Annotated in this window: 19 protein-coding genes; 9 read left to right on the top strand and 10 right to left on the bottom strand. The window is 34.8% G+C overall.

The window, feature by feature from the left end; translation table 11 throughout:
* Positions 1–500: 500 nt before the first annotated feature.
* From nudK to E0F89_RS16180, 6 genes are all read right to left on the bottom strand, one after another.
* The gene (nudK, locus tag E0F89_RS16205; RefSeq protein WP_131910773.1) at positions 501–1,082 is read right to left on the bottom strand and encodes a GDP-mannose pyrophosphatase NudK; all 582 of its coding nucleotides are present in this window, start codon (positions 1,080–1,082) and stop codon (positions 501–503) included.
* Positions 1,083–1,218: 136 nt separating this feature from the next.
* Complete coding sequence (locus tag E0F89_RS16200; RefSeq protein ID WP_131910772.1) at positions 1,219–2,490, bottom strand: adenylosuccinate synthase; 1,272 nt, start codon at positions 2,488–2,490, stop codon at positions 1,219–1,221.
* Between the two features lie 24 nt (positions 2,491–2,514).
* Complete coding sequence (locus E0F89_RS16195) at positions 2,515–3,003, bottom strand: Fur family transcriptional regulator (RefSeq protein WP_131910771.1); 489 nt, start codon at positions 3,001–3,003, stop codon at positions 2,515–2,517.
* A 118-nt stretch (positions 3,004–3,121) separates the two neighbouring features.
* A complete protein-coding gene (locus E0F89_RS16190; RefSeq protein WP_131910779.1) occupies positions 3,122–5,341 on the bottom strand; it encodes a RelA/SpoT family protein in 2,220 nt (739 codons plus the stop codon).
* Positions 5,342–5,440: 99 nt separating this feature from the next.
* Positions 5,441–6,988, bottom strand: a complete 1,548-nt coding sequence (locus E0F89_RS16185; RefSeq protein WP_131910770.1) for a serine hydrolase — start codon at positions 6,986–6,988, stop codon at positions 5,441–5,443.
* Positions 6,989–7,057: 69 nt separating this feature from the next.
* Positions 7,058–7,843: a TrmH family RNA methyltransferase gene (locus E0F89_RS16180; protein WP_131910769.1), complete on the bottom strand. Its 786-nt coding sequence runs from the start codon at positions 7,841–7,843 to the stop codon at positions 7,058–7,060.
* 162 nt (positions 7,844–8,005) lie between these two features.
* Here E0F89_RS16180 and E0F89_RS16175 point away from each other — a divergent pair, with 162 nt between their 5' ends.
* The gene (locus tag E0F89_RS16175; RefSeq protein ID WP_131910768.1) at positions 8,006–8,608 is read left to right on the top strand and encodes a trimeric intracellular cation channel family protein; all 603 of its coding nucleotides are present in this window, start codon (positions 8,006–8,008) and stop codon (positions 8,606–8,608) included.
* A gap of 14 nt (positions 8,609–8,622) precedes the next feature.
* Here the strand turns inward: E0F89_RS16175 and E0F89_RS16170 are convergent, their stop codons facing one another.
* A complete protein-coding gene (locus E0F89_RS16170; RefSeq protein ID WP_131910767.1) occupies positions 8,623–10,422 on the bottom strand; it encodes a gliding motility-associated C-terminal domain-containing protein in 1,800 nt (599 codons plus the stop codon).
* Positions 10,423–10,538: 116 nt separating this feature from the next.
* Between E0F89_RS16170 and E0F89_RS16165 the strand changes: the two genes are divergently transcribed.
* From E0F89_RS16165 to E0F89_RS16150, 4 genes are read left to right on the top strand one after another with little or no spacing between them, the layout of a single operon-like run.
* On the top strand, positions 10,539–11,489 hold the full coding sequence (locus E0F89_RS16165) for a peptidoglycan bridge formation glycyltransferase FemA/FemB family protein (protein WP_131910766.1): 951 nt from the start codon (positions 10,539–10,541) through the stop codon (positions 11,487–11,489).
* Positions 11,486–12,598, top strand: coding sequence for a DegT/DnrJ/EryC1/StrS family aminotransferase (locus E0F89_RS16160; RefSeq protein WP_131910765.1), 1,113 nt, complete (start codon positions 11,486–11,488; stop codon positions 12,596–12,598). Before E0F89_RS16165 ends, E0F89_RS16160 begins: the two co-directional genes overlap by 4 nt.
* Before the next feature lie 3 nt (positions 12,599–12,601).
* Positions 12,602–14,089, top strand: coding sequence for an oligosaccharide flippase family protein (locus tag E0F89_RS16155; RefSeq protein ID WP_131910764.1), 1,488 nt, complete (start codon positions 12,602–12,604; stop codon positions 14,087–14,089).
* The gene (locus E0F89_RS16150; RefSeq protein WP_243699541.1) at positions 14,082–14,837 is read left to right on the top strand and encodes an acyltransferase; all 756 of its coding nucleotides are present in this window, start codon (positions 14,082–14,084) and stop codon (positions 14,835–14,837) included. Before E0F89_RS16155 ends, E0F89_RS16150 begins: the two co-directional genes overlap by 8 nt.
* Position 14,838: 1 nt before the next feature.
* On the opposite strand, the gene E0F89_RS16145 is transcribed toward E0F89_RS16150, so the two are convergent.
* Positions 14,839–15,738, bottom strand: a complete 900-nt coding sequence (locus E0F89_RS16145) for a glycosyltransferase family 2 protein (protein WP_131910763.1) — start codon at positions 15,736–15,738, stop codon at positions 14,839–14,841.
* A gap of 46 nt (positions 15,739–15,784) precedes the next feature.
* Between E0F89_RS16145 and E0F89_RS16140 the strand changes: the two genes are divergently transcribed.
* Genes E0F89_RS16140 through E0F89_RS16130 form a run of 3 tightly spaced genes read left to right on the top strand, consistent with a single transcriptional unit; the run spans position 15,785 to position 18,397 of the window.
* Positions 15,785–16,891: a glycosyltransferase gene (locus E0F89_RS16140; RefSeq protein WP_131910762.1), complete on the top strand. Its 1,107-nt coding sequence runs from the start codon at positions 15,785–15,787 to the stop codon at positions 16,889–16,891.
* 4 nt (positions 16,892–16,895) lie between these two features.
* Entirely contained in the window at positions 16,896–17,300 is a 405-nt protein-coding gene (locus tag E0F89_RS16135) for a sugar 3,4-ketoisomerase (RefSeq protein ID WP_131910761.1), read from the top strand.
* Positions 17,297–18,397: a glycosyltransferase family 4 protein gene (locus tag E0F89_RS16130; RefSeq protein ID WP_131910760.1), complete on the top strand. Its 1,101-nt coding sequence runs from the start codon at positions 17,297–17,299 to the stop codon at positions 18,395–18,397. Before E0F89_RS16135 ends, E0F89_RS16130 begins: the two co-directional genes overlap by 4 nt.
* Here E0F89_RS16130 and E0F89_RS16125 read toward each other — a convergent pair.
* A complete protein-coding gene (locus E0F89_RS16125; RefSeq protein WP_131910759.1) occupies positions 18,394–19,284 on the bottom strand; it encodes a glycosyltransferase family 2 protein in 891 nt (296 codons plus the stop codon). The genes E0F89_RS16130 and E0F89_RS16125 overlap by 4 nt on opposite strands.
* Positions 19,284–19,970 (bottom strand): cell division ATP-binding protein FtsE, encoded by a 687-nt coding sequence (locus E0F89_RS16120; protein WP_131910758.1) that lies wholly within the window; start codon positions 19,968–19,970, stop codon positions 19,284–19,286. Before E0F89_RS16120 ends, E0F89_RS16125 begins: the two co-directional genes overlap by 1 nt.
* A 258-nt stretch (positions 19,971–20,228) precedes the next feature.
* Here E0F89_RS16120 and E0F89_RS16115 point away from each other — a divergent pair, with 258 nt between their 5' ends.
* Positions 20,229–23,243, top strand: coding sequence for a tetratricopeptide repeat protein (locus tag E0F89_RS16115; RefSeq protein WP_131910757.1), 3,015 nt, complete (start codon positions 20,229–20,231; stop codon positions 23,241–23,243).
* The last annotated feature ends 24 nt before the right edge of the window (positions 23,244–23,267 follow it).

The raw sequence follows: 23,267 nt of genomic DNA, 5'->3' as shown, positions 1-23,267 counted from the left end.
TGAAGTGATTTTTTTAAAAAACAGTAATCACTAAAAAAGAGCTTTTTATAATGTATTTGAATAAGTTTTAACCTGTAAATTTTATTTCGCACTTTTAAATTGATTATCGATCAATTTAAAATTTAAAGTCTAAAATTTAGAATAATTCTAAATTTTTCAGGGATGAAAGCTTTCTTTTATGGGGATAAAGAATCTTTTCCTCGTACGTAATGCCGTTGTATTATTTTTTAGAAATAAGGACAGCTATTATTTATAAGATAAAATTACGAAGAAACTTCAATAATGATTTATTTTTTCTATAAGTAACCTGAATACTCGTTGAAATGTATTTTTTTTATGAAAAAATTAGTTTTTAATTATACATTTTTAACATTAATACAACTAAAATCCCAAGGAGGTTTGAGACCAAAACAGTTAATTTGGGGTATAGTAAGGTTTCCCGATTTCAAAAATCAGGAGATTATTCGAGTAGTAATTTTAAGTTGTGGTGTAATTAATTTTTAAACTAAATTATGAATTTTAGCATATTGTAATAACATAATAGTCTTTGCATCTTGTATCTGACCAGATTCAATCAAGGAATAAGCTTCGTCAAAAGTCATTTCCATTACTTCTATGTTTTCTTCTTCATGTTCGACTCCGCCACCGTCATTCACTTTCATGGATTCATTGTATTCGCCAACAAATAAATATAAAATTTCGGTCACGGCTCCGGGTGACATAAAAGTTTCCATTACTTTTTGGACTTTAGAAATGCGGTATCCAGTTTCCTCTTCGGTTTCCCGAATGATGCATTGTTCCGGATTATCTTGGTCTAAAAGTCCTGCACAAACCTCAATCATCATTCCGGTTTCATTTCCGTTAAGATACGTAGGCAGACGAAACTGTCTCGTTAAAATAACTGTTTTTTGTTGTGTATTGTAAAGCAAAATAGCAGCACCGTTTCCTCGATCATAAACTTCTCTTTTTTGGGTAATCCAAGAGTCGTCTTTTTTTTGATAGTCAAAAGTTACTTTGTTTAAGATATACCAATTGTCAGAGAGCAATTCGGTTTTATGTATTTTGATAGTTGGATTTTTCATAGGGGGATTGAAAGTGTTTTTTCTGTTTAGTAGAAAATTATTATTAAAAAATATTCCAGTCTCGGCTCCCTTTCCTTTGGAGAGGGTTGGGGAGAGGAAAAAAAAACGTCCCGATTTATCGGGACGTTTCGTAATCTTATTTTAGAATAGTTTGCTTTCTGTCTGGACCTACAGAAACTATTTTGATAGGAACTTCCACTTCTTTTTCAATAAAAGCAATGTATTCTTTCAACTCTGTCGGTAATTCTTCATAAGTTGTCATACCAGTCAAATCTTGTTTCCATCCTTTGAAATCCTGATAAACCGGAGTTACATTTTCTGGCTCAATGTTATAAGGGAAATGAGAAATGTTCTCTCCTTTATAATTGTATTCCGTACATACTTTTAAGGTTTCGAATCCTGAAAGGACATCACCTTTCATCATCATTAGTTGCGTTACACCATTAACCTGAACCGCATATTTAAGCGCTACTAAGTCTAACCATCCACAACGTCTTTGTCTTCCGGTTACAGATCCAAATTCATTACCTACGCGTGCCATAGTGGCGCCATCCTCGTCAAAAAGTTCTGTTGGGAACGGACCGCTTCCTACACGTGTTACATATGCTTTGAAAATTCCGTAAACTTCTTTGATTTTATTTGGAGCAATTCCTAAACCGGTACATGCGCCAGCAGCAGTAGTGTTAGAGGAGGTTACAAATGGATACGTTCCAAAATCAACGTCCAATAATGAACCTTGAGCACCTTCACATAATATTGATTTACCTGCTTTTTGGGCTTGATGTAAATATTCTTCACTATCAATAAAATCTAATTTTTTTAGTTCTTCGATAGCTTCAAAAAATTCTTTCTCTAATTCTTCCAAATTGTATTGGATAGCAACATCGTAGAATTTAATCATAGCTTCGTGCTTGTCAGCCAAAGCTCTATAACGATCTGCAAAATCTTCTAATTCAATATCACCTACACGTATTCCGTTTCTTCCGGTTTTGTCCATATACGTAGGACCAATTCCTTTTAAAGTAGAACCAATTTTTGCTTTTCCTTTAGAAGCCTCAGAAGCAGCGTCTAATAAACGGTGTGTTGGTAAAATTAAATGTGCTTTTCTTGAAATAATTAATTTGCTTTTGATGTCTAAATTAAATTTCTCAAGGCCTTCAATTTCTTTTTGAAAAACTACAGGATCAATTACAACTCCGTTTCCAATGATATTAATGGCAGTTTTATGAAAAATACCAGATGGAATGGTTCTAAGAACATGTTTTATTCCGTCAAATTCCAAAGTATGTCCTGCATTTGGACCTCCTTGAAAACGAGCAATAATATCATAATTTGAAGTTAGAACATCAACAATTTTTCCTTTTCCTTCATCTCCCCATTGTAATCCTAGTAATAAATCTACGGTCATTCTGTATGTTATTTGTAGTTAATTTTATATTTGTGAACGATCTTGTTCATCCAAACTGTTTTTTTGTTTCTTTACCCCATAGAGATATAACGAGTGGTTGGTAATTTCTATGTCGAATATTTCTTCGATTGTTTTCTTGATACTTTGAATTCTTGGATCACAAAACTCGATTACTTCACCTGTATCGGTCATGATAATATGATCGTGCTGTTTGTCGAAGTATGATTTTTCATAATGGGCCTGATTTTGTCCAAACTGGTGCTTGCGTACCAGAGCACAGTCCAATAACAATTCGATAGTGTTATACAAGGTTGCTCTACTCACACGATAGTTTTTGTTTTTCATTTTGATATACAGGTTTTCTACATCAAAATGTTCTTCGCTATCGTAAATTTCCTGAAGGATAGCATACCGTTCAGGAGTTTTGCGGTGCCCTTTTTTTTCAAGATACATCGTAAAAACATTTTTTACAATTTCTTGGTTTTTGGAGTTATCTGTGGAAATGAGTGTCATATGGGGCAAAGATAAATTTTTTAGTTTAAAGTTTAAAGTTTCGGGTTTGATTAGTTTAAAGTTTATTCAGCTACAGATTGAAAAAACCAAAACCAAATATAATAAAACAAACACTTTTCTACGTTTTATACTCTCGTGTTACCTTGTCGATTCCGTCAATTTTTTTGATATTGTTGATCATCTTCTTCAAAATGGTATTGTTTTGAACAATTACCGCAACCTGACCATTAAAAATTCCCGCATCAGTGCTCAAAGAAATACTCTGAATATTAACATGCATATTATTAGAGATGACTTTTGTTAACTGGTTTGTCAATCCTAAAACGTCCATACCGGTTATGTTTATAATGGCTTTAAATTCTTCTTGTGAAGAGTCGATCCATTTTGCTGTCATGATTCGGTAGGCATAATTGGATTGCATTCCAATGGCGTTTGGGCAATCTTTTTTGTGCACTTTTATTCCTTCATTTATAGTTACAAATCCAAAAACATCATCGCCCGGAATTGGGTTGCAACACGGTGACAATTTGTAATCCAGTTTGTCGTGTTCCTTGCCAAAAACAAGCATATCGTAATTACTGCTTATGATTGGTTTATGAATGTCTTCGTCAGCAGTACTTGGCGAACGTTTCATTTTGTTTTTGAAAAAATTAATGAAACTATTGCTTTTTTGTGCTGCGAAATCTTTGAGTTGCTGATTTTCTATGGCGCCAATTCCCACTCTGTAAAATAAATCTAAACTGGTTTTTAGTTTAAAAAAGTTTACTAATTCGTTGACCACTGACTCGCTTAAAGTGATTTTTAAATGCTTTAGTTTTCGGGTAAGCATTTCTTTTCCTTCCTCGCCAATTTTTTTGGTGTTTTCGTTTAAAACGTTTTTTATCTTCGTTTTGGCTCTGGAAGTCGTTACATAATCCAGCCAGTTGATTGTGGGTTTTTGATGCTGTGAGGTGATAACTTCAATTTGATCGCCACTTTTTAGTTCGAAATTCAAAGGGACTAATTTTCCATTGACACGCGTTCCTCTGGTTCTAATTCCTATTTCGGAGTGGATACTGAATGCAAAATCAAGCGAAGTGGCGCCTTTGGGCAATGATTTTATTTCTCCTTTTGGGGTAAATACAAAGATTTCTTTAGAATATAAATTCATTTTGAAATCTTCCACAAAATCCACTGCATTAGTCTCCGCATTTTCTAAGGCTTCTTTCAGTAAATTAAGCCATACATCCAAACCACTTTCTTCAGTAGCTCCATTTTTGTATTTGTAATGTGCGGCATATCCTTTTTCAGCGATTTCATCCATACGGTCGCTTCTAACCTGAACTTCTACCCAACGACCTTTTGGCCCCATAACGGTAATGTGCAGCGCTTCGTAGCCCGTAGATTTTGGCGACGAAATCCAATCGCGCAAACGACTTGGACTCGGTCTGTAATAGTCTGTTACTATCGAATATATTTTCCAGGCAATAAATTTTTCTTCATTTGGAGTTGATTTATAAACAATTCGCAACGCAAACTTATCATACACCTCGTCAAAGCTAACGTTCTGCGCCTGCATTTTTTTACGAATGGAGTAAATGGATTTTGGACGCCCTTTTATGATGTAATCAATTCCTTCTGCATCTAATGCAGTTTTTAATACTGTTGTAATGTCATCAATGTAGGCATCTTGCTCTTCTTTGGTTTCTTTTATTTTGCTGACAATATCATTATAAACCTCGGGTTCTGTATATTTTAATCCTAAATCTTCGAGTTTTGTTTTAATGTTATATAGGCCCAGTCGATGCGCCAATGGAGCATAAATGTATAAGGTTTCCGATGCGATTTTGGTCTGCTTATCTTCCTGCATCGAATCCATCGTCTGCATATTATGCAATCGATCGGCGAGTTTAATAAGAATAACACGAACATCATCGTTCAGCGTCAATATCATTTTACGGAAATTTTCGGCCTGCATTGAAACATTCAAATCTCTTTGCACTAGCGATATTTTTGTCAGTCCCTCAACTATTTGTGCCACTTTGGGGTTAAACAAGCGCTCGATATCCTGAATAGTAGTGGGTGTATCTTCTACAATATCATGCAGCAGTGCGGCAGCAATGGAGGTGGCTCCCAAACCTATTTCGGAAGCGACAATTTTTGCCACAGCAATAGGATGAAAAATATAGGCTTCGCCGGATTTTCTTCGTTGTTCTTTATGCGCTTCTACAGAAACATCAAATGCTTTTCGGATGAGTTTTTTGTCTTCATCACTTAATGTTTGGTAGCTTATACGGAGTAACTCTTTGTATTCTTGAGCAATTGCTTTATTTTCTTTTTCGATATCGATATCTGTCATAACGGCATGGTTCATTTTCTAAAAATAGAAATTAGTTGGGAGATATGCAAGTAAAAAGGTGTTTCGGGATGTAAATCACAAATTTGAATTTTAAATATTTTATTGTACTCTTTTAAAATCTAAATCCTGAAAATCATAACTAAAATCAGTCAATTCAGATATGGGTTTCATTGTTATTCTGACTGCTTTTCCGGTGGTATCACATTCAAAAAATAAATGCGCATCAGCATGAAAATAAGCATTATCCCATTTTACCACATAATTAGTCTCTTTGTATAAAAAAACTTCGCCCGTAAGTTGTGGAGATCGTTTTGAAGCAAAATACAATCTTCCTTTTCTTTCTGAAAGCAGGACTTCACCAAACCAATTGTCTTTGTAGGTACCGACGAAACTTTTGAAATCAATTTTGATTTTGTCACTTTTGTTTTTGGCTACTCTTGCCCAAACATCATCGGTTACTTTATCGGCAGAGGCTACACTTTCTTTTAGATTCGTGCTGTACTTCGCCACATAATCTTCGGATTGTATTCCTAAATAACTGTCTTTTATAGTATTGGTAATCGATGAAAATGCAGCGCCGGATTGTTGATTGGTCAAAACAATAATTCCGAGGTTCAGTTCTGGTAATAGCGTTATTTGGGTGACAATTCCCTCTAATCCGCCGGTGTGACCTACCTGTTTATATCCTTTTACATCACTCAAAAACCAGCCCAGTCCGTAACCACTGAAATGAGTATTATAGGGAGCTTTCGTACTTACAGGAATTATAGTTTGCAATTGCCACATTTCACTGTGCTCTTTTTGAGAAAATAAATGTTTGTTGTCAGGTCCGTATTTTCCGTTGTTCATTTGCATAATTGTCCATTTACTCAAATCATTTACACTGGAGTAAATGCCGGCGGCCGCATCAAAAATTTGATCTTTGTAGCGGTTGATTACATGCAGTTTTCCATCAATCGGAACGTGGGGCGCAATGATATTTGTCGTGTCTTTCAGTCGAACAAATGAAGCGGCACTACTATTCATTTCCAATGGTTTCATAATGCGCTCTTCTATAAAATCGCTCCAGCTCTTACCACTTGCCGATTGTATAACTTCTCCGGCAACTATATAAAGTAAATTATCATAATCATACTTGGTTCTAAAAGCCGAAGTGGGTTTCAAATATTGTAAATTCTCAATAATATCTGTTGGCGTAAAGTTGCCGCCTCCAGGCCATATCATTAAATCTCCTGCGCCGAGTCCCAATCCGCTTCGGTGTGTCAGCAAATCCCGAATCGTAAATTCGTTTGTCACATAATCATTATACATTTTGAAATTAGGAAGGTATTTGATGACTTTGTCATCCCATTTTACTTTTCCTTCGTCAACTAAAATAGCCAGTGCGGCGCTTGTAAACGCTTTGCTGTTGGATGCAATTCCAAAAAGCGTGTTCGCATCCACTTTCTCATTAGTCAAAATTGATTTTACACCATATCCTTTGGCATGAATCACTTTGCCGTCTTTAACGATTGCGACTGCAATTCCCGGAACGTCAAAAGTTTTTAAAGTACGATTTACTAATTCATCCACTTGTGTCGAGCTGATTTGTGCGAAAGAAAGAGCGGTTGAAAGTAATGCTATCGCAACGAATAATCTATTTTTCATATTATTTCTGTAATTAATAAAATGGGTAAGCCTTTACTAGTATTTGCTTTTTAATTTGCAATCTTAAATCTAAAACCCTCTTTGTCTTTTGGCTTCAAAAATCAAAATTGCCGCGGCAACCGAAACATTCATCGAATCGATTTCGCCTTGCATCGGAATAATAATATTTTGGGTCGCTTCTTTTCTCCATTCTTCAGTCAATCCGGTGGCTTCCGTTCCTACGACTAACGCTGTTGGAGTGGTGTAATCCTGCGTATGATACGAGGTAGAGTTCTGTAAAGTCGCACAATAAAAATTGATTTTTCTTTCTTTCAAAAAAGCAATAATTTCTGATGTTGTTCCGGTCGCGATTTGGTTGGTAAACAAACAGCCCACGCTGGAACGCACAATATTTGGATTGTATAAATCACTTTTTGGATTGGCAATAATCACGGCGTCAAGATTGGCAGCATCGGCAGTACGAAGCAAGGCTCCAATATTTCCGGGTTTTTCCGGTGCTTCGGCAACAAGAATCAATGGATTATCAGATAATTGCAAATCGGATAATTGCAAAGATTTGGTTTTGGCTACAGCCAAAATGCCTTCGGTAGTATCTCTATAAGCCAGTTTTTGATAGACTTCTTTGTTGATTTCAATCAGTTCGGCATTTTTTGATAATTCTCTGGCTTCGTTTTCCGAACAAATTTCAGGTAGAAACAATAGCGTTTCCATTTCGTAGCCACCTTTGACAGCAATCGAAATTTCGCGTTTTCCCTCGATTAAAAAAGTACCGGATTGTTTGCGCGCTTTCGATTTTTCCTGCAATTGCACCAATGATTTTATATATGGATTTTGTATCGAAGTGATTTGTTTCAAGACTTTCAACTATTTAATTAATAGCTACAAAGATACATAGAGAAAATCCAGTTTTCTAATCCGAGTCGAATATTTATTTGGAACCAATACATTCATTAATTGGAGGGATTTATAGCTCTTTTCACGAGTATTTTCTTTATTTTTGTCAAAATCCCAATATAAATGTTTCACTTACTTGACATCATCGGTACGATGGCTTTTGCCATGTCAGGCGCACTAACAGCCATGAGTAAAAAACTCGATCCTTTTGGGGTTTTTATCATTGCATTTGTCACTGCGGTTGGTGGTGGAACCTTACGGGACATTATGATTGGCAGAACGCCGGTAGGATGGATGCTGGATTTAAAATATGTTTATGTAATCATTATTGGGTTTGTTTTGGCAATCCTTTTTCGAAAAAAATTCGACAGATTGCGAACTTCTTTATTTTTATTTGACACTATCGGACTTGGCGTTTTTACGTTAATTGGTCTTGAAAAAGGAATAAATATTGGACTTCATCCAGTTATTTGCATCGCATTAGGAACCATGACCGCTTGTTTTGGAGGCGTTATCCGCGATATTTTATGCACTGAAATCCCCGTTATTTTTAGAAGAGAAATTTATGCTACGATTTGTATTTTGGGCGGGATTGTCTTCTTCCTGCTTCGACGATTGAATTTAGATAATGATATTTTATACTTAACGACTTCAATTGTTATTATTTCGGTTCGTTTAATGGCCGTAAAATATAAATGGTATTTGCCTACGTTAGAACAAAAATAATGTAAAGGAAAATTCTAACTCTTCAAAAACAAGTAGCCTACCAAAGGCTTTGAATAATCCCGATCATTCAAATCAATTACATAGTAATACGTGCCGTCAGCAACTTTCTTGCTGTCCAGCAGCAGCCCTTGATTAGCAAATCCATCCCAATCATTTGAGTTCGAATCTCCTGTCCAAACTAAAGTTCCCCAACGATTGTAAATTGAAATTCGATAGTTCAGGAAAATATTGCGCAAGTAATCAATCACAAAAGTATCATTAAGACCATCATTGTTTGGCGAAAAATAATTGTGCACTACAGGAGGACAATTTTTTATCGTCACAATAAAGGATGTGAGGCTAAAGCAATTTTCGTTTTGGACTCGAATAAAAATTTCTTGTGAACTGGTTTCGGTAACGAAATTGGTGGGATTTAAAATGCGGTTAGCCTCATTTTCGGCCTCTTCACGCGAGGTGTAAAAACTAACGAGATCTTCAGGATTTACTTTTACCAATTCCTCAGCGGCAGTAAAATCAAAAGTTCCTCGTCCTAAACCTTGGTTGCAGGTTTCAATATTAGGTACAGGATTAAATTTTGGCGTAGACCATAAGGCTATTTTTGAAAGTATAGCAGTATTGTTATTCTCATTCACTTCCGTGACGATTCCAATGCGGTTTCCGATATCATCGACAATGAATTCTAAATCAAAAGGATTTACGATGCCGTCCGGAATTATGATGCTAATTGTATTGCTTTCACTTCCGTTTATAGGAATCACCGAAAGTGTTGAAGCAAGCTTGATAAAAACCCCGTCAATATAAATGGCAATAGGCATTCCGGCGGGTAATGAAGCGGTGCTGTTAGCATTAAAAACAGTGTAATCTATTAGAAATTGTCTCGAATCACAAATTGAGGAAACCTTATTAAGTTGAATCGTGGCGTCGGGCAACTGACTGTTTAATTTGGTCACAATAGCATTAATCATCACAAAGTCCTGACCGGAAGTAAGTTGAATTTCAGCTGATGAATCCCCAATTTTTATGTTATTTTGTATGTTGTAAACATCCAGATCCATATTGTACAAAGTTGTGGAATTGGTAAAACTGTTCGTTCCGTTGAAGGCATTGTCAACTGGATTCAATGGCGGGTTCCCAATTGGATTTCCATTGATACGGAGTGTTTCATTAACATTAATGGATTGATCACCTTCCCAAGCAACAAAACCTATTTTAGCATCCAGATTATCAATAACATTCAAGCTGCTCAGCGTTATGTTTATTTCATTTGGAACATATTGTAATCCGTCATACACGTTGAGCTGATTCAGTGGTAAAGTTGGATTTTTGTAAATAATGACAATTGCCCAACCGCCAAAATTGGTGCCATTCCAGCAATAATCATCAATCACGCTTGTTAAATCCAAGTCACTCAAATCATAATCGCCATTTCCCGTAATTTGGATCTGTGCAGTTATATCAGCAAAAGCGCTAAAATAAGGCAGCGCGGAGGTGCTATGCAGCACATTGAAAGAGCGTTCTGCAATTATGTTTTGATTATTCAGAGTTATATTGAAATCACCGTTTCCCGATCCGGCCCAATAGAGATAAGCTTTTTCCACCACGTCCCCCGGATTTAAATTTAAAGTCGCCGAAGAACTGGTATTAATTTCACATGGTCCGCCAGTTCCATTTTCAATTTTGTTTAAAGTGTTGCCAACATATAAAAAATCGTATCTGCCGTTAAATTGTTTATACAAGGAAATATCTTGTCCAAAAATGGAATTGGACAGCATGAAAAAGAGGCTAATAATGAGATAGCGTAGCTTTTGTTTCATTTAAAATTAGATAATTAAATTTAAAATTAGTGTTTTATATTTAATTATCTAATTTTATAAAAATTAATATACTTGTAGAATAATGAATAATTATTTTCCAAATTTAAAAACGAGACTTGAAAAATTATTCCGTCAAACAGTACCAGGAAAGTGATTATGCGAACTGGAATGCCTTTATTGGTCAGGCCAAAAATGCTACTTTTTTGTTTCACCGAGATTTTATGGAATACCACAAAGATCGATTTGAGGATTTCTCGCTGCTGATTTTCGAGAATGAAAAACTAATTGCTGTTTTACCAGCAAATCGAGTTGAAGCAATCGTTTATTCCCATCAAGGATTGACGTATGGCGGATTGGTTTATTCCTCAAAATTAATTGGAGAAAAAGTAGAACATATTTTGGATTCTCTTTTGCTTTTTTTTAAAGAAAACAGGGTGCAATCGTTCTTTTTTAAATCCATTCCGTTATTTTATACTTCAAAAGGCAACGCTGAAATGGAATTTTTTATGCTTAAAAAAGGAGCTTTTTTGGATAAAAAAGAAATGAATTTGGGGATCAATTTAGCCATGCCTTTGACGATTTCAAAAAGTAAATTGAAGCATTTCAGAAAAATTGAACAACACGATTTGGAAATGGTCGAAGAACAGCAATTGGAATCATTTTGGGAATTGGTTTTGGAACCAAGATTATTGGAGAAATATAGTGCCAAACCCGTTCATACTTCACAAGAAATCAAATTATTAAAAGATAAATTTCCGAATAATATCAAACAATTTTCTGTATACCATAAGGATGTAATTATTGCAGGCATCACAATTTTCGAAACCGAAACTGTTGTGAAATCACAATATGGAGCCACCACGAAAAAAGGCGAAGAGTTGCGTGCGTTGGATTATTTATTCATTAATTTGATTCAAAAATATAAGAATGAAGGTAAACTTTTTTTTGATATGGGAATTGTAAATGAGGACAATGAAAAAGGATATCATGCCGGACTTTTGAAACAAAAAGAAGAGTTAGGCTGCTCTGTTTACAGTCAGGATTTTTATAAAATGAATCTCATATGATACCATTTCTTGATTTAAAAAAAATAAACCAACCATATGAAGCCGCTTTTCAGGAAAAATTGAAAGCGGTTTTAGATAATGGTTGGTATATTTTAGGGAACGAAGTCAAGGCATTCGAAAGCAACTTTGCCAACTATTGCGGCACAAAATATTGTGTAGGTGTTGGAAATGGTTTTGATGCTCTAGTTTTGATTTTCAAAGGATATATTCAGTTAGGGAAATTGCAAAAAGGCGATGAAGTCATTGTTCCTGCAAATACCTATATAGCAAGTATTCTCGCTATTTTACAAGCAGATTTAATTCCTGTTATGGTCGAGCCAAAGTTGGAAACCTACAATATCAACCCCGCTTTAATTGAAGAAAAAATCACTTCAAAAACCAAAGCCATTCTGGTCGTTCATCTTTATGGACAATTAGCAGAAATGGATCTTATAAATGAAATTGCTTTGGCAAATGATTTATTGGTGGTTGAAGATGCGGCTCAGGCTCACGGAACAATCAGAAATCAAGAATCAGTAATCAGCAATCAAAAATCAAGCGTAGCGTACAGTTTTTATCCGGGAAAAAATTTGGGAGCTTTGGGAGATGGAGGTGCGGTTACCACAAATGATTTAGAATTAGCCAAAGTCATTCATTCGCTTCGAAATTATGGCTCGGAAACCAAATATTACAATGATTATATCGGTGTAAATTCAAGATTAAACGAATTGCAAGCGGCTTTCCTGAATGTGAAATTACCAAATTTAGATGCTGAAAATGAAAAACGCAGCATAATCGCTAAACGTTATTTGTCCGAAATTAAAAACGACAAAATAATTCTTCCAACAATTTTATCGCGAGGAGCAAAGCAATCCAATCATGTTTTCCATTTATTTGTCATTCGAACCCAAAACAGAAAAGAATTACAAGACTATTTATATAACAACAGCATCCAAACAGTTATACATTATCCCGTTCCGCCACACAAACAAAAGGCGTTTTCTCACTGGAATCATTTGCGGTTTCCAATTACTGAAAAAATTCATAATGAAGTTCTAAGTTTGCCGATTAGTCCAGTTTTGACAGTGGCTGAGGTAGATTTTATTATTGCGGTTTTAAATCAATATTAAAGAGTGTCTGATACTAAAACGTCATATCATCAAATTGTAAAAACGACCTCGCTTTTTGGTGGTGTTCAGTTCCTAACTATTATTATCGCTATAATCCGAATCAAACTAATCGCTGTGTTTATAGGTCCTGCAGGTATGGGAATCATTGCTTTGCTGAATTCTGCCATTGGAATCATTAGCGGTTTTTCGGGATTAGGATTAGAAACAAGCGGGATCAAACACATTTCAGCAGATTATAAAAATGAAGATTTAAATACGGTTACGACTACAGTTTCTGTTGTTAAAAAAGTAGCGTTATTAACGGGGATTCTGGGATCCTTGTTAACTGTAGTTTTTTCCAATTGGCTGAGCATAATTACCTTTGGGAATTCAGATCAAATGTATGCATTTGTTTTTCTGTCCATTACAGTGCTCTTTAAACAATTGACAACAGCAGAATTAGTAGTTTTGCAAGGCTTAAGAAAAATGAGGTTTTTGGCTAAAGCGAATTTGTATGGAAATATATTCGGCTTGTTATTCTCAATTCCGTTGTATTATTTTTATGGAATCGACGCCATCGTTCCAACGATAATTGTCACTTCTGTCTCCGCTTTATTTTTTTCCTATTATTATTCCAGAAAAGGAAAGATTGAAAGAAAGAGTTTAACGAAATCTCAATTTATGACTGACGCCAAGCGAATCGTTACTCTTGGATTCATGCTGACATTAAGTGGTTCGCTGACTTTGCTGACTACATATTTAATCCAAATTTATGTCGGAAAGCAAGGGGATTTAGAACAGGTGGGATTTTATAATGCGGGGTTTATTTTGCTGAATTCGTATGTAGGAATAATTTTTACAGCTATGAGTACTGATTATTTCCCAAGATTAGCTTCCATTAGTGAGGACAATGAAAAAGTAAGAAGCAGCGTTATTCAGCAATCTTTTGTTTCGATATTGATTATCACGCCAATTATTATTCTGTTTTTGACGTTGATACCTCTTATCGTGAAAATTGTATTTACATCGCAATTTACTGCCATTATTCCAATGGTTTGTTTTGGGATATTGGCTATGCTTTTCAGAGCGGTGTCTTGGTCGATGGGCTATATTTTGATTGCAAAAGGAGATTCAAGTATGTTTCTCAAGACCGCTGTTGGTTTCAATGCGATATCGTTACTTTTAAATGTCTTAGGCTATTATTTGTATGGGTTGGAAGGACTGGGTTTTAGTTTTTTAGTGTATTATATGATTCACTTTTTTGGTTTGAAAATAATCACTAAAAAAAGATATGGTTTCTTTTTTGATAGTGAATTTTATCAAATATATTTAATTTGCATCCTGATGTGTATGGCAACTTTTTTGCTTCGATACATTCCGAATCCAATTTTAAAATACAGTTTAATGTCAGTAATGTGCTTGCTCTCCATTGTTTTTGTTGTATTTCAAATGAATAAAAAAACAGCGTTAAAAGGATTGTTCAATACTATAATTAAAAGAAAAAATGATTGAAATTTTAAAACTTAATTATAGAAAAGGACGATCGAGTTATAAAAAATTCAAAATTTATTATTCGGTAAATTGGACAAAAACACTCTACTTTAATTTCAAGAAATTCCCTTATAGTATTGCAAAACAGCTTCCGGTATTTTTTTATGGAAATGTAAAATTTACGTCAATAACAGGAAAAATCGAAATTAAGGGCGCTATTAAAAAAGGAATGATTGGTTTTGGACAACCGTATGAAATGAACACGCTACATAAAGGAATTGCCGAAATCAATATTTTGGGAACGCTTGTTTTTACGGGTCATGTACAATTTGGGAAAGATTATTTTATATACGTTGGAGAGAATGGATATTGTGAATTTGGGCACATGGCTTCATTGGCTTCCAATGCAAAACTGATTTGCGTGGAAAGAATTGTATTTGGAAATTACGCCCGTTTTGGTTCGGAATCCCAAATTATGGATACTAATTTTCATCAGATGATGGATACGCAAACCGGCGAAAAGTTTAAAATGACAGCACCCGTTCTAATTGGAAATTACAATTATGCATCCAGCAGAGTGACTGCGCTTCAGGGTACTAAAACGCCAGATTTTTGTACGATAGCTTCAAATAGTTTGTGCAATACGGATTATACTTCTTATGGTTCTAATATATTAATTGGAGGCATTCCGGCAAAATTCATAAAAGATTCTATTTCCAGAGACTGGGAAGGAGAGAAAGCAGCGTTGGATAATTATATGCTCGTGTAGATTATGGAATCAGTAAATGGAATCTCAGCTTAATTTCAAGCAAAACATACTTTAATAATAAGGTGTAGTTTCTAGTTTTATTGTTCAAAATCATTTCGAAATGAATGCGTTTTAACAACGCCTTATTCTCTTTTTTTGTTCTGTTGAGTCTTATTGCCTTTTTTATAATCAGATAAGTAGATTGATTTATTTTTCTGGCTCTTGCATCATTTTTCTTGAAAAAATGAGTTCCCAAAGAATTTTCGACTGTCCTTTTCCGAATTATAATTTCATCAATAAAATCAAAATCATAAATCCGGGAAGCGCGAATCCATAAATCTAAATCCTCATAGGCAAGCGTTTCATCGTAACCGTTTAAATGATCAAATGCGGATTTTTTCACCATCGCTGAAACCGAACACATGCAGTCGCCACCAGAAAGTACGGATTCATAAATATCACCCGTTACACGCGGTTTTATTACTTTTTTAAAACGATCTACGGGAAAATAATAACCGTTAAACATTCCTTTCTCATTAATTAATTCAGCATTTCCATAAACAACTCCGAGGTTTTCATAGGTTGTGTTTTTGAAAGCATTTATTTGTGAAGTGACACAATTGGACACCAAAATATCATCAGCGGCCAAGTCAATTATAAATTCGCCTTTGGCTTTTTTTAAGGCTTTATTGAACGATTTTGTACTGCCTAAATTAACTTCATTTGCAATAAATTGGATCTTCGGGAAATCAAGCAGCCAATTTTCGATTACTGCCTTTGAATTATCTGAACTGCAGTCATCAACAATAATGAGCTCTATAGCAGCATAATTCTGATTGACAACTGAAAATAAACTCTCCAAGACGTATTCTTCCTGATTGTAACACAAGCAAATAATGGTAACCAATGGATTGTCTTGCATATTTTTTTAAAAGAGTTATATTTGATACGAAAATAAGAAATCGTTAATGATATTGCCCAACAAAAAAATTAAAATTGCTTTAATTGGTTATCGATTAAGTGGTGGCGGTGCCGAAAAGGTAATGTCGGTCTTATCGCATTTTTTTGAAAAACAAGGGTTAGAAGTCCATACTATTATTGTTCTTGATGAAATTTCGTATTCCTATTCAGGAAAATTAGTCAATTTAGGCAAGATGAAAAATGCGTCCAACAGCCTTATTAATAAATGGAATCGCTTCACTTTTCTTAAAAAATATCTTGACGAAAATCAATTCGATTTTATTATCGATTTCCGATTTCGGATAAAACCCATTCAAGAGTTATCGATAGCAAAATGGCTATATAAAACGAAAACTATTTTTACAGTTCACAGTTTTTTGATAGATCATTACATGCCTAAATCGTCTTTTCTCAGCCGTTTTATTTACGGAGAATGTTATAAATTAGTCAGTATTTCAGATGAATCCAAAGCATTGATAGAGAAAAAACACCAGCTGAAAAATGTTGTTCGTATTTATAATCCAATCGATATTGAGGAAATTGCACTAAAGAGCCAGGAGCATATTGAACTTCCATATGATTTTATTATTGGTGTAGGCCAAATGGAAACCTCCATCAAACAATTTGACAAACTGATTGACGCGTATTCCAATTCAGTTTTGCCAGAAAAAAATATTCATTTGGTTTTTTTGGGTGATGGTGAACAAAAAAAAATGCTGCAAAACTTGGTTACCGAAAGAAAAATTGAAGACAAAGTACATTTTTTAGGGTATCAAAATAATCCTTTTAAGTATTTAAAAAGAGCTAAATTTTTTGTGTTAAGCAGTTTGAATGAAGGTTTGCCCAATGTAATTTTGGAATCGCTGGCTTGTGAAACTCCTGTAATTGCGTTTGATTGCGCATCAGGACCAAAAGAAATGATTCAGCATAGAGAAAATGGATTGTTGGTCGAAAATCAGAATGTTACAAAACTTTCTGAAGCGATGAATTTATTTCTCGAAGACGAAAATTTATATCGATATTGCAAACAAAATGCGTTGCAAAGTGTGCAATCTTTTTCTGTTTCAGTAATTGGAAAACAGTGGCTGGATATAATGAAAATCAGTTTAAAATAGTATTATGACAACGATTAGAGACGTGCAATTACTTGAAATTCCCGTTGTAGAGGATACACGTGGGAATTTAGCTTTTATTCAGGAGGATGTTTTGCCTTTTGAATTCAAGCGCGTGTATTATCTTTTTGATGTGCCCAGCAATTCTTTTCGAGGCGGTCATTCACACAGTAATCAAAGCGAAGTCCTTATTGCTTTAAGTGGAAGTTTTGAAGTTGTGTTGAATGACGGAGCCGAAAAAAAATCATTTCTTTTGAACAAACCAAATGTTGGATTACTGATACCAACAGGTATTTGGAGAGAATTACAAAATTTTTCGTCTGGTTCAGTTTGTCTCGTTTTTGCTTCGGATGTTTTTGAAGAAGCCGATTATATCAGAGATTTTGATGAATTTTTGGAATCCAAAAAATGAAGCTTCTCTATATAGTTCCCAATGTAAATAACGAAGGCGGCGTAGCCAGAGTCCTTTCGATCAAAACTAATTATCTGATTGAAAAACTAGGGTATGAAGTGCATATTCTGACTCAAAATGAAGGCTTTTCTCCTTTATTTTATTCTTTTAATTCTAGTATTATTTTTCATGATATACTTTTAAAAGGTAATTTTTTACAGTTTTTTAATTCTTTTTCAAAAGGATTAAAAACTAAAATTAAAGCAGTCCAGCCTGATGCCATTATTGTTTGCGATAATGGTTTAAAAGCATATTTAATTCCTTTTATTCTAAAAAACAAAGTTCCGCTTATTTTGGAAATGCACAGTTCTAAATTTATCGAGGAAAGAGAATCCAAGAATAAAATTTTGACGAAAATTGCAACGAGTTGTATGAACATTTTCAAAAGAATGGCGATAAAAAAATACGACCGATTCGTTGTTGTAACAAGTGAAAGCAGCAAGGAATGGAATATAAGAAACACCAATGTCATTCCAAATCCCTTATGGTTCACTTCAGAAAAATCGAGTGCTTTAGAAAATAAAAAAGTCATTGCTGTTGGTCGGCATACATACGAAAAAGGATTTGACAGAATGTTGCAAATCTGGAAAAAAGTCATTCAGAAACATCCGGATTGGACATTGGAAATTTATGGAAAATCTGACGGAAAAGTTGATTTACGATTGTTGGCTGTAAACCTGAATATGTTGGAGAATGTGATTTTTCATGAGCCGATTCAGAATATTAACGAAAAATATTCAGAAGCTTCTTTTTATTTGATGACATCTCGATTTGAAGCTTTCGGAATGGTTTTAATTGAAGCAATGGCTTCAGGCTTGCCTTGTGTTGCTTATAATTGTCCGTGCGGTCCAAAAGCAATAATTTCTAAAAACCAAGACGGCTTTTTGATTGAAAATGATAACGAATCCGATTATGTAAAAGCAGTTGAAACTCTGATTGAAAATGCTACATTAAGAACAGAAATGGGAAGAAAAGCAAAATTAGCCAGCGAAAAATACAATATTGATACTATTATGGAAACTTGGAATCAACTTTTTATTGCAATCAAAAAGAATTAAATTTTCTGTTTTATGGAACATAAATAACCCACTCGAAACAAATTAAACAGGATTAAATTTGGGTTGTTTCCAGTCAAATTTTTTAATAATGATTTTTCAAAAATCCCATATATTTTTGAAATAATGAGCGTTGCTGCAGTTTTATTTAAAAAATGATATAATTGAAGCAGTCTGACAAAATTGATATCAATTTTTTGTTCTTGGTATAATAAAATCAAGTTTTCTAAAGACTCTTTTGTTTTGTTTAAATAATCCAAATTTGTATCAATATAGCCGTGTTGAACAGGGTTTTCGATATGATTTACCTTAGCTTTTAATAGACTTAATTCGTATGAAAGTTGGGTGTCATCGTGACCGTATTTTTTTTTGTCTTTATCAAATTTTACTTGGTCAAAACGCTCTTTTTTTATGACAGTATTATTAAAAAGTAACGATTGATACGGCTTTTTATTCCGGTCTTGGGCTGATTTATCTTCAATGAATTTACCGTACTTCCATCGTAATTTTTTATTTTCGGACGGATATTTCTCAGGATGCAACCGACCGCCATAAATAACATCGAAATCTTTTAGAGTTACAATGTATTTTTTGATGTAATCGGGATGAATAATTATGGAGTCGCCGTCAATAAAAAGCAAAAAATCATATTGCGCCTGTTCGGCTAAGGAATTTCTGTTTCCGCGGTGTGCCAGGTTTTCTTCTAAAGCTGTAAAACTGCAGTTCGATAATGTATTTACATTCTCGTTAATTGCATTTAAAATAGATTTTGATGCATCATCTTGACATAAAATTTCAAAATTTATTCTGCATTCTGTGCATTGTTTGTGAAGCTCTTCAACGAGAGGATAAACATTGTAATTGTATATTGGAACAAGAATGGAGAGCATTATGCCATTCTTTGCTGAATCACTTCAAAAATTTTGGAGTCTTCACATTTCAATGTTTTTGCAGGGAATTTCATTAATAAAGCATAATCATGGGTTGCCATAATGATGGTTTTTCCGTTAGCATTGATTTTTTTTAGGACTTCCAGCACTTCGGCACTCGTTTGTGGATCTAAGTTTCCTGTAGGTTCATCAGCTAGGATCAATTCCGGATCGTTCAGCAAAGCTCTGGCAATCGCCACACGTTGCTGTTCACCACCTGAAAGCTGATGCGGCATTTTTTTGCCAAAATCTCTCATGCCCACTTTAGCTAAAACTTCTTCAATTTTGTTTTGCATATCTACGGCACTTGACCAGCCAGTTGCTTTAAGTACAAATAACATATTTTCATTTACAGTACGGTCCGGAAGCAATTTGAAATCCTGAAAAACGATGCCAATCTTTCTTCTCAAAAACGGAATGTCATTTTCTTTTAAAGCTGCAAGGTCAAATTCTACTATGTTTCCTTCGCCTTCTATCAGCGGTAAATCGCCGTATAAAGTTTTCATCAAGCTACTTTTTCCGGAACCTGTTTTTCCAATAATGTACAAGAATTCACCGTGGTTTACATCTAAATTGACATCGGATAAAATGGATTTTCCTTCTTGATATATAGTTACATTTTTTAAAGACAGTACAGATTGTGACATAGTTGGTATTTGTTTATTGGGTAAAAGTAATAAGATAACGGTTCGATTCAAAATAAATTCTATTCTAATAGGCAGAATTTAATAAAAATCAAATAATCGTGAAAAGGCACCTAGTTGATTAGAAGAATATGGGCCTTGGGATCTCGCGATGATAGCTAAATTTTGCAATGTTAAAAAAAATGTTCATAATAAAAGCTGGCGGCGCTTCGTTATACACTTCAGAATATGATACATTTGAATTATTAAAATAAAATCACAATGCGTAAAACTTCCTGGCTCTTTTTCATTTTCCTTTTTAGTATCACTATTTCCACATCGGCACAAAAATCGACCATTTATACCCACGATTTAAAAGATTTCAATAAAGCGCTTTCTTTGTTTAAAGACGGGCAATACGCCTCTGCACAAATTATTTTCAATAAAGTAAAAGAAACTGCTACTACTGAAGAACTGAAATCAGACTGCGCTTATTATGCCGCTAATTGTGCCATTCGAACCAATCAGGCCAATGCAGATCAGTTGATGGAGCAATTTGTAGAAGACTATCCAACCAGCGTTAAACAAAATCAGGCTTATATTGAAGTGGCTCACTTTCACTTTAACGAGGGGAATTATCCACAAGCTTTAAAATGGTTCAGTAAAGTGGACGAAAGCAATTTAAGCAAAAGCGACCGTGATAAATTCAATTTCCAGAAAGGATACAGTTTTTTTAATGGCAAAAATAAAAAAGAGGCCACAGTTTATTTTAACAAAGTAGAAAAATCACCGGTATACGGTTCGCAGGCTAAATATTATTTGGGATTTTTGGCTTATCAGGGCGATGATTACCAGAAAGCAAATAAGTATTTTGAGGAAGTTTCAGGTGACGAAAAATACAAAGAAAAGCTTTCGTATTATCAAGCCGACATGAATTTTAAATTAGGGAATTTTCAAAAAGCAATTGATTTGGGTGGAAAAGCGATGGCAAAATCTACTCCTCTGGAAAAATCAGAACTCAATAAAATTATTGGCGAAAGCTACTTCAATTTGAAACAATATGACAAAGCCATTCCCTATCTGGTAGCTTACAAAGGACAAAAGGGAAGATGGAGTAATACGGATTTCTACCAATTGGGTTATGCCTATTACAAACAAAAAGACTACGAAAATGCAATTTCCCAGTTTAATAAAATTATAGGAGGGAAAGATTCTGTGGCGCAAAATGCCTATTACCATCTGGGAGAAAGTTATTTAAATACTGATAAAAAACAACAGGCTTTGAATGCTTTCAAAAATGCTTCGGAAATGGCATTTGACTTGGCTATTCAGGAAGATGCCAGTTTGAATTATGCAAAACTGAGTTATGAACTGGGTAATTCGTATCAAAGCGTTCCGGCGGTTCTACAGGCTTTCGTGACTAAATATCCGAATAATGCCGGCCGTTCTGAGATTGAAAGACTGTTGATCGATTCCTATATTTCTTCTAAAAATTATAAAGGAGCTCTAGTTTTATTGGAAAAAAGTAAAACTCCAGAGAATAAATTAGCATATCAGAAGGTTCTTTTTTACAGTGGACTGGAGTTGTACACCGATGGGAATTACACGGAGGCGTTAAAGATGTTTACAAAATCAATAGCCGAATCTAAAGATGCTGTTTTTACGGCGCGAGCTACTTTCTGGAAAGCAGAAACAGAATATGTTTTGAATGATTTTAAAGATGCATTGTCAAGTTTTAAACAATTTACAACTTTGGCTCAAGCCGAAAAAACACCGGAATATAAAAACCACAATTACAATATTGCCTACACGTACTTCAAATTGAAAGACTACGATCAGGCGGGAAATTATTTTCAAAACCAAGTGGAAAAAGTGAAAGATGACAAAGTGCGCTTGAACGATTCTTATTTACGTTTGGCAGATTGTCGATTTGTGAGTTCGAAGTATGGAGCAGCAATAGATGGGTATTCGAAAGTGATTGAATCTAAAAGTGTAGATGCGGATTATGCCTATTTCCAAAGAGCAATTAGCTATGGTTTTGTGGCTAAAAATGATAAAAAAATTGAGGAACTGAATGCTTTTTTACAGTCGTATTCCAAATCGAGTTACAGAGATGATGCATTGTTTGAACTTGCAAACACATACGTTGCCGAGAATGAAAATGACCTTGCCATAAAAACATATGACCGACTGAATACGGAATTTAAGAAAAGTTCTTTTACTTCAAGAGCCATTTTGCGTCAGGGATTGATTTATTATAATTCCGATAAAAATGATCAGGCATTGCTGAAATTTAAAAAAGTAGCCGCGGATTTCCCCAGAACTCCTGAAGCGCTAGAAGCAGTTGCCACCGCAAGATTGGTTTATGTAGAGAGTGGTCGCGTTGACGAATATGCGAGCTGGGTTCGAACTTTGGATTTTGTTTCGGTGACAAATGTGGAACTTGATAATGATACCTTTGAGGCAGCCGAAAAACAATTTCAACAAAACAATGCTAAGCAGGCAATCGCAGGATTTAGCGGGTATATAAATCAGTTTCCAAAAGGGATGCATGCGTTACAAGCTAATTATTATCTTGCCCAATTGTACTTTGCCGAAGGTTCAGAGAGCAAATCAGTTCCACATTATGAATATGTGATTGCGCAGTCCAGAAGTGAATTCAGCGAACAGTCTCTGTCAAGACTGGCTCAGATTTATCTTAAAAATAAGGATGACAACAAAGCTGTCGCAATATTGTCACGATTGGAAAACGAATCGGATATTTCGCAGAACACCACTTTTGCACAGTCCAATTTGATGAAATTATATTATGATAAAAAGGATTATTTAAATTCGGTAATTTATGCGGAGAAAGTTTTGATGAATTCCAAAGCGGATGAGAATGTGAAGAGCGATGCGCAAATTATCATTGCGCGTGCGGCCTTTCAGACGGGCGATGAAAATAAAGCTCGCGTTGCTTACGCGAAATTATTGACTACTGCCAAAGGTGAATTAGCAGCCGAGGCGTTGTATTATGACGCTTATTTTAAAAACAAAGACGGGAAGTTTGAAGTTTCCAATACTGCAGTGCAGAAATTAGCGAAGAATTACTCAAGCTATAAGTATTTTGGAGCGAAAGGATTAATCCTGATGGCAAAAAATTTCTACGGACTGAAAGATAGTTTTCAGGCAACCTACATTTTGGAAAATGTAATCCAAAACTTCACTGATTATCCTGATGTTGTTGCAGCTGCGAAAATGGAATTGGATAAAATAAAAGCCGAAGAATCTAAAACAAATTCATCAGTAACGAAGTAAAGAAATCACAGGTTTGAAGTTGGG

Origin of the sequence: Flavobacterium caseinilyticum (genome assembly GCF_004349085.1) — a bacterium.
GTDB lineage: Bacteria > Bacteroidota > Bacteroidia > Flavobacteriales > Flavobacteriaceae > Flavobacterium > Flavobacterium caseinilyticum.
The sequence above is the reverse complement of the archived record's forward strand: the minus strand, read 5'-3'. Positions and strand labels throughout refer to the sequence as shown.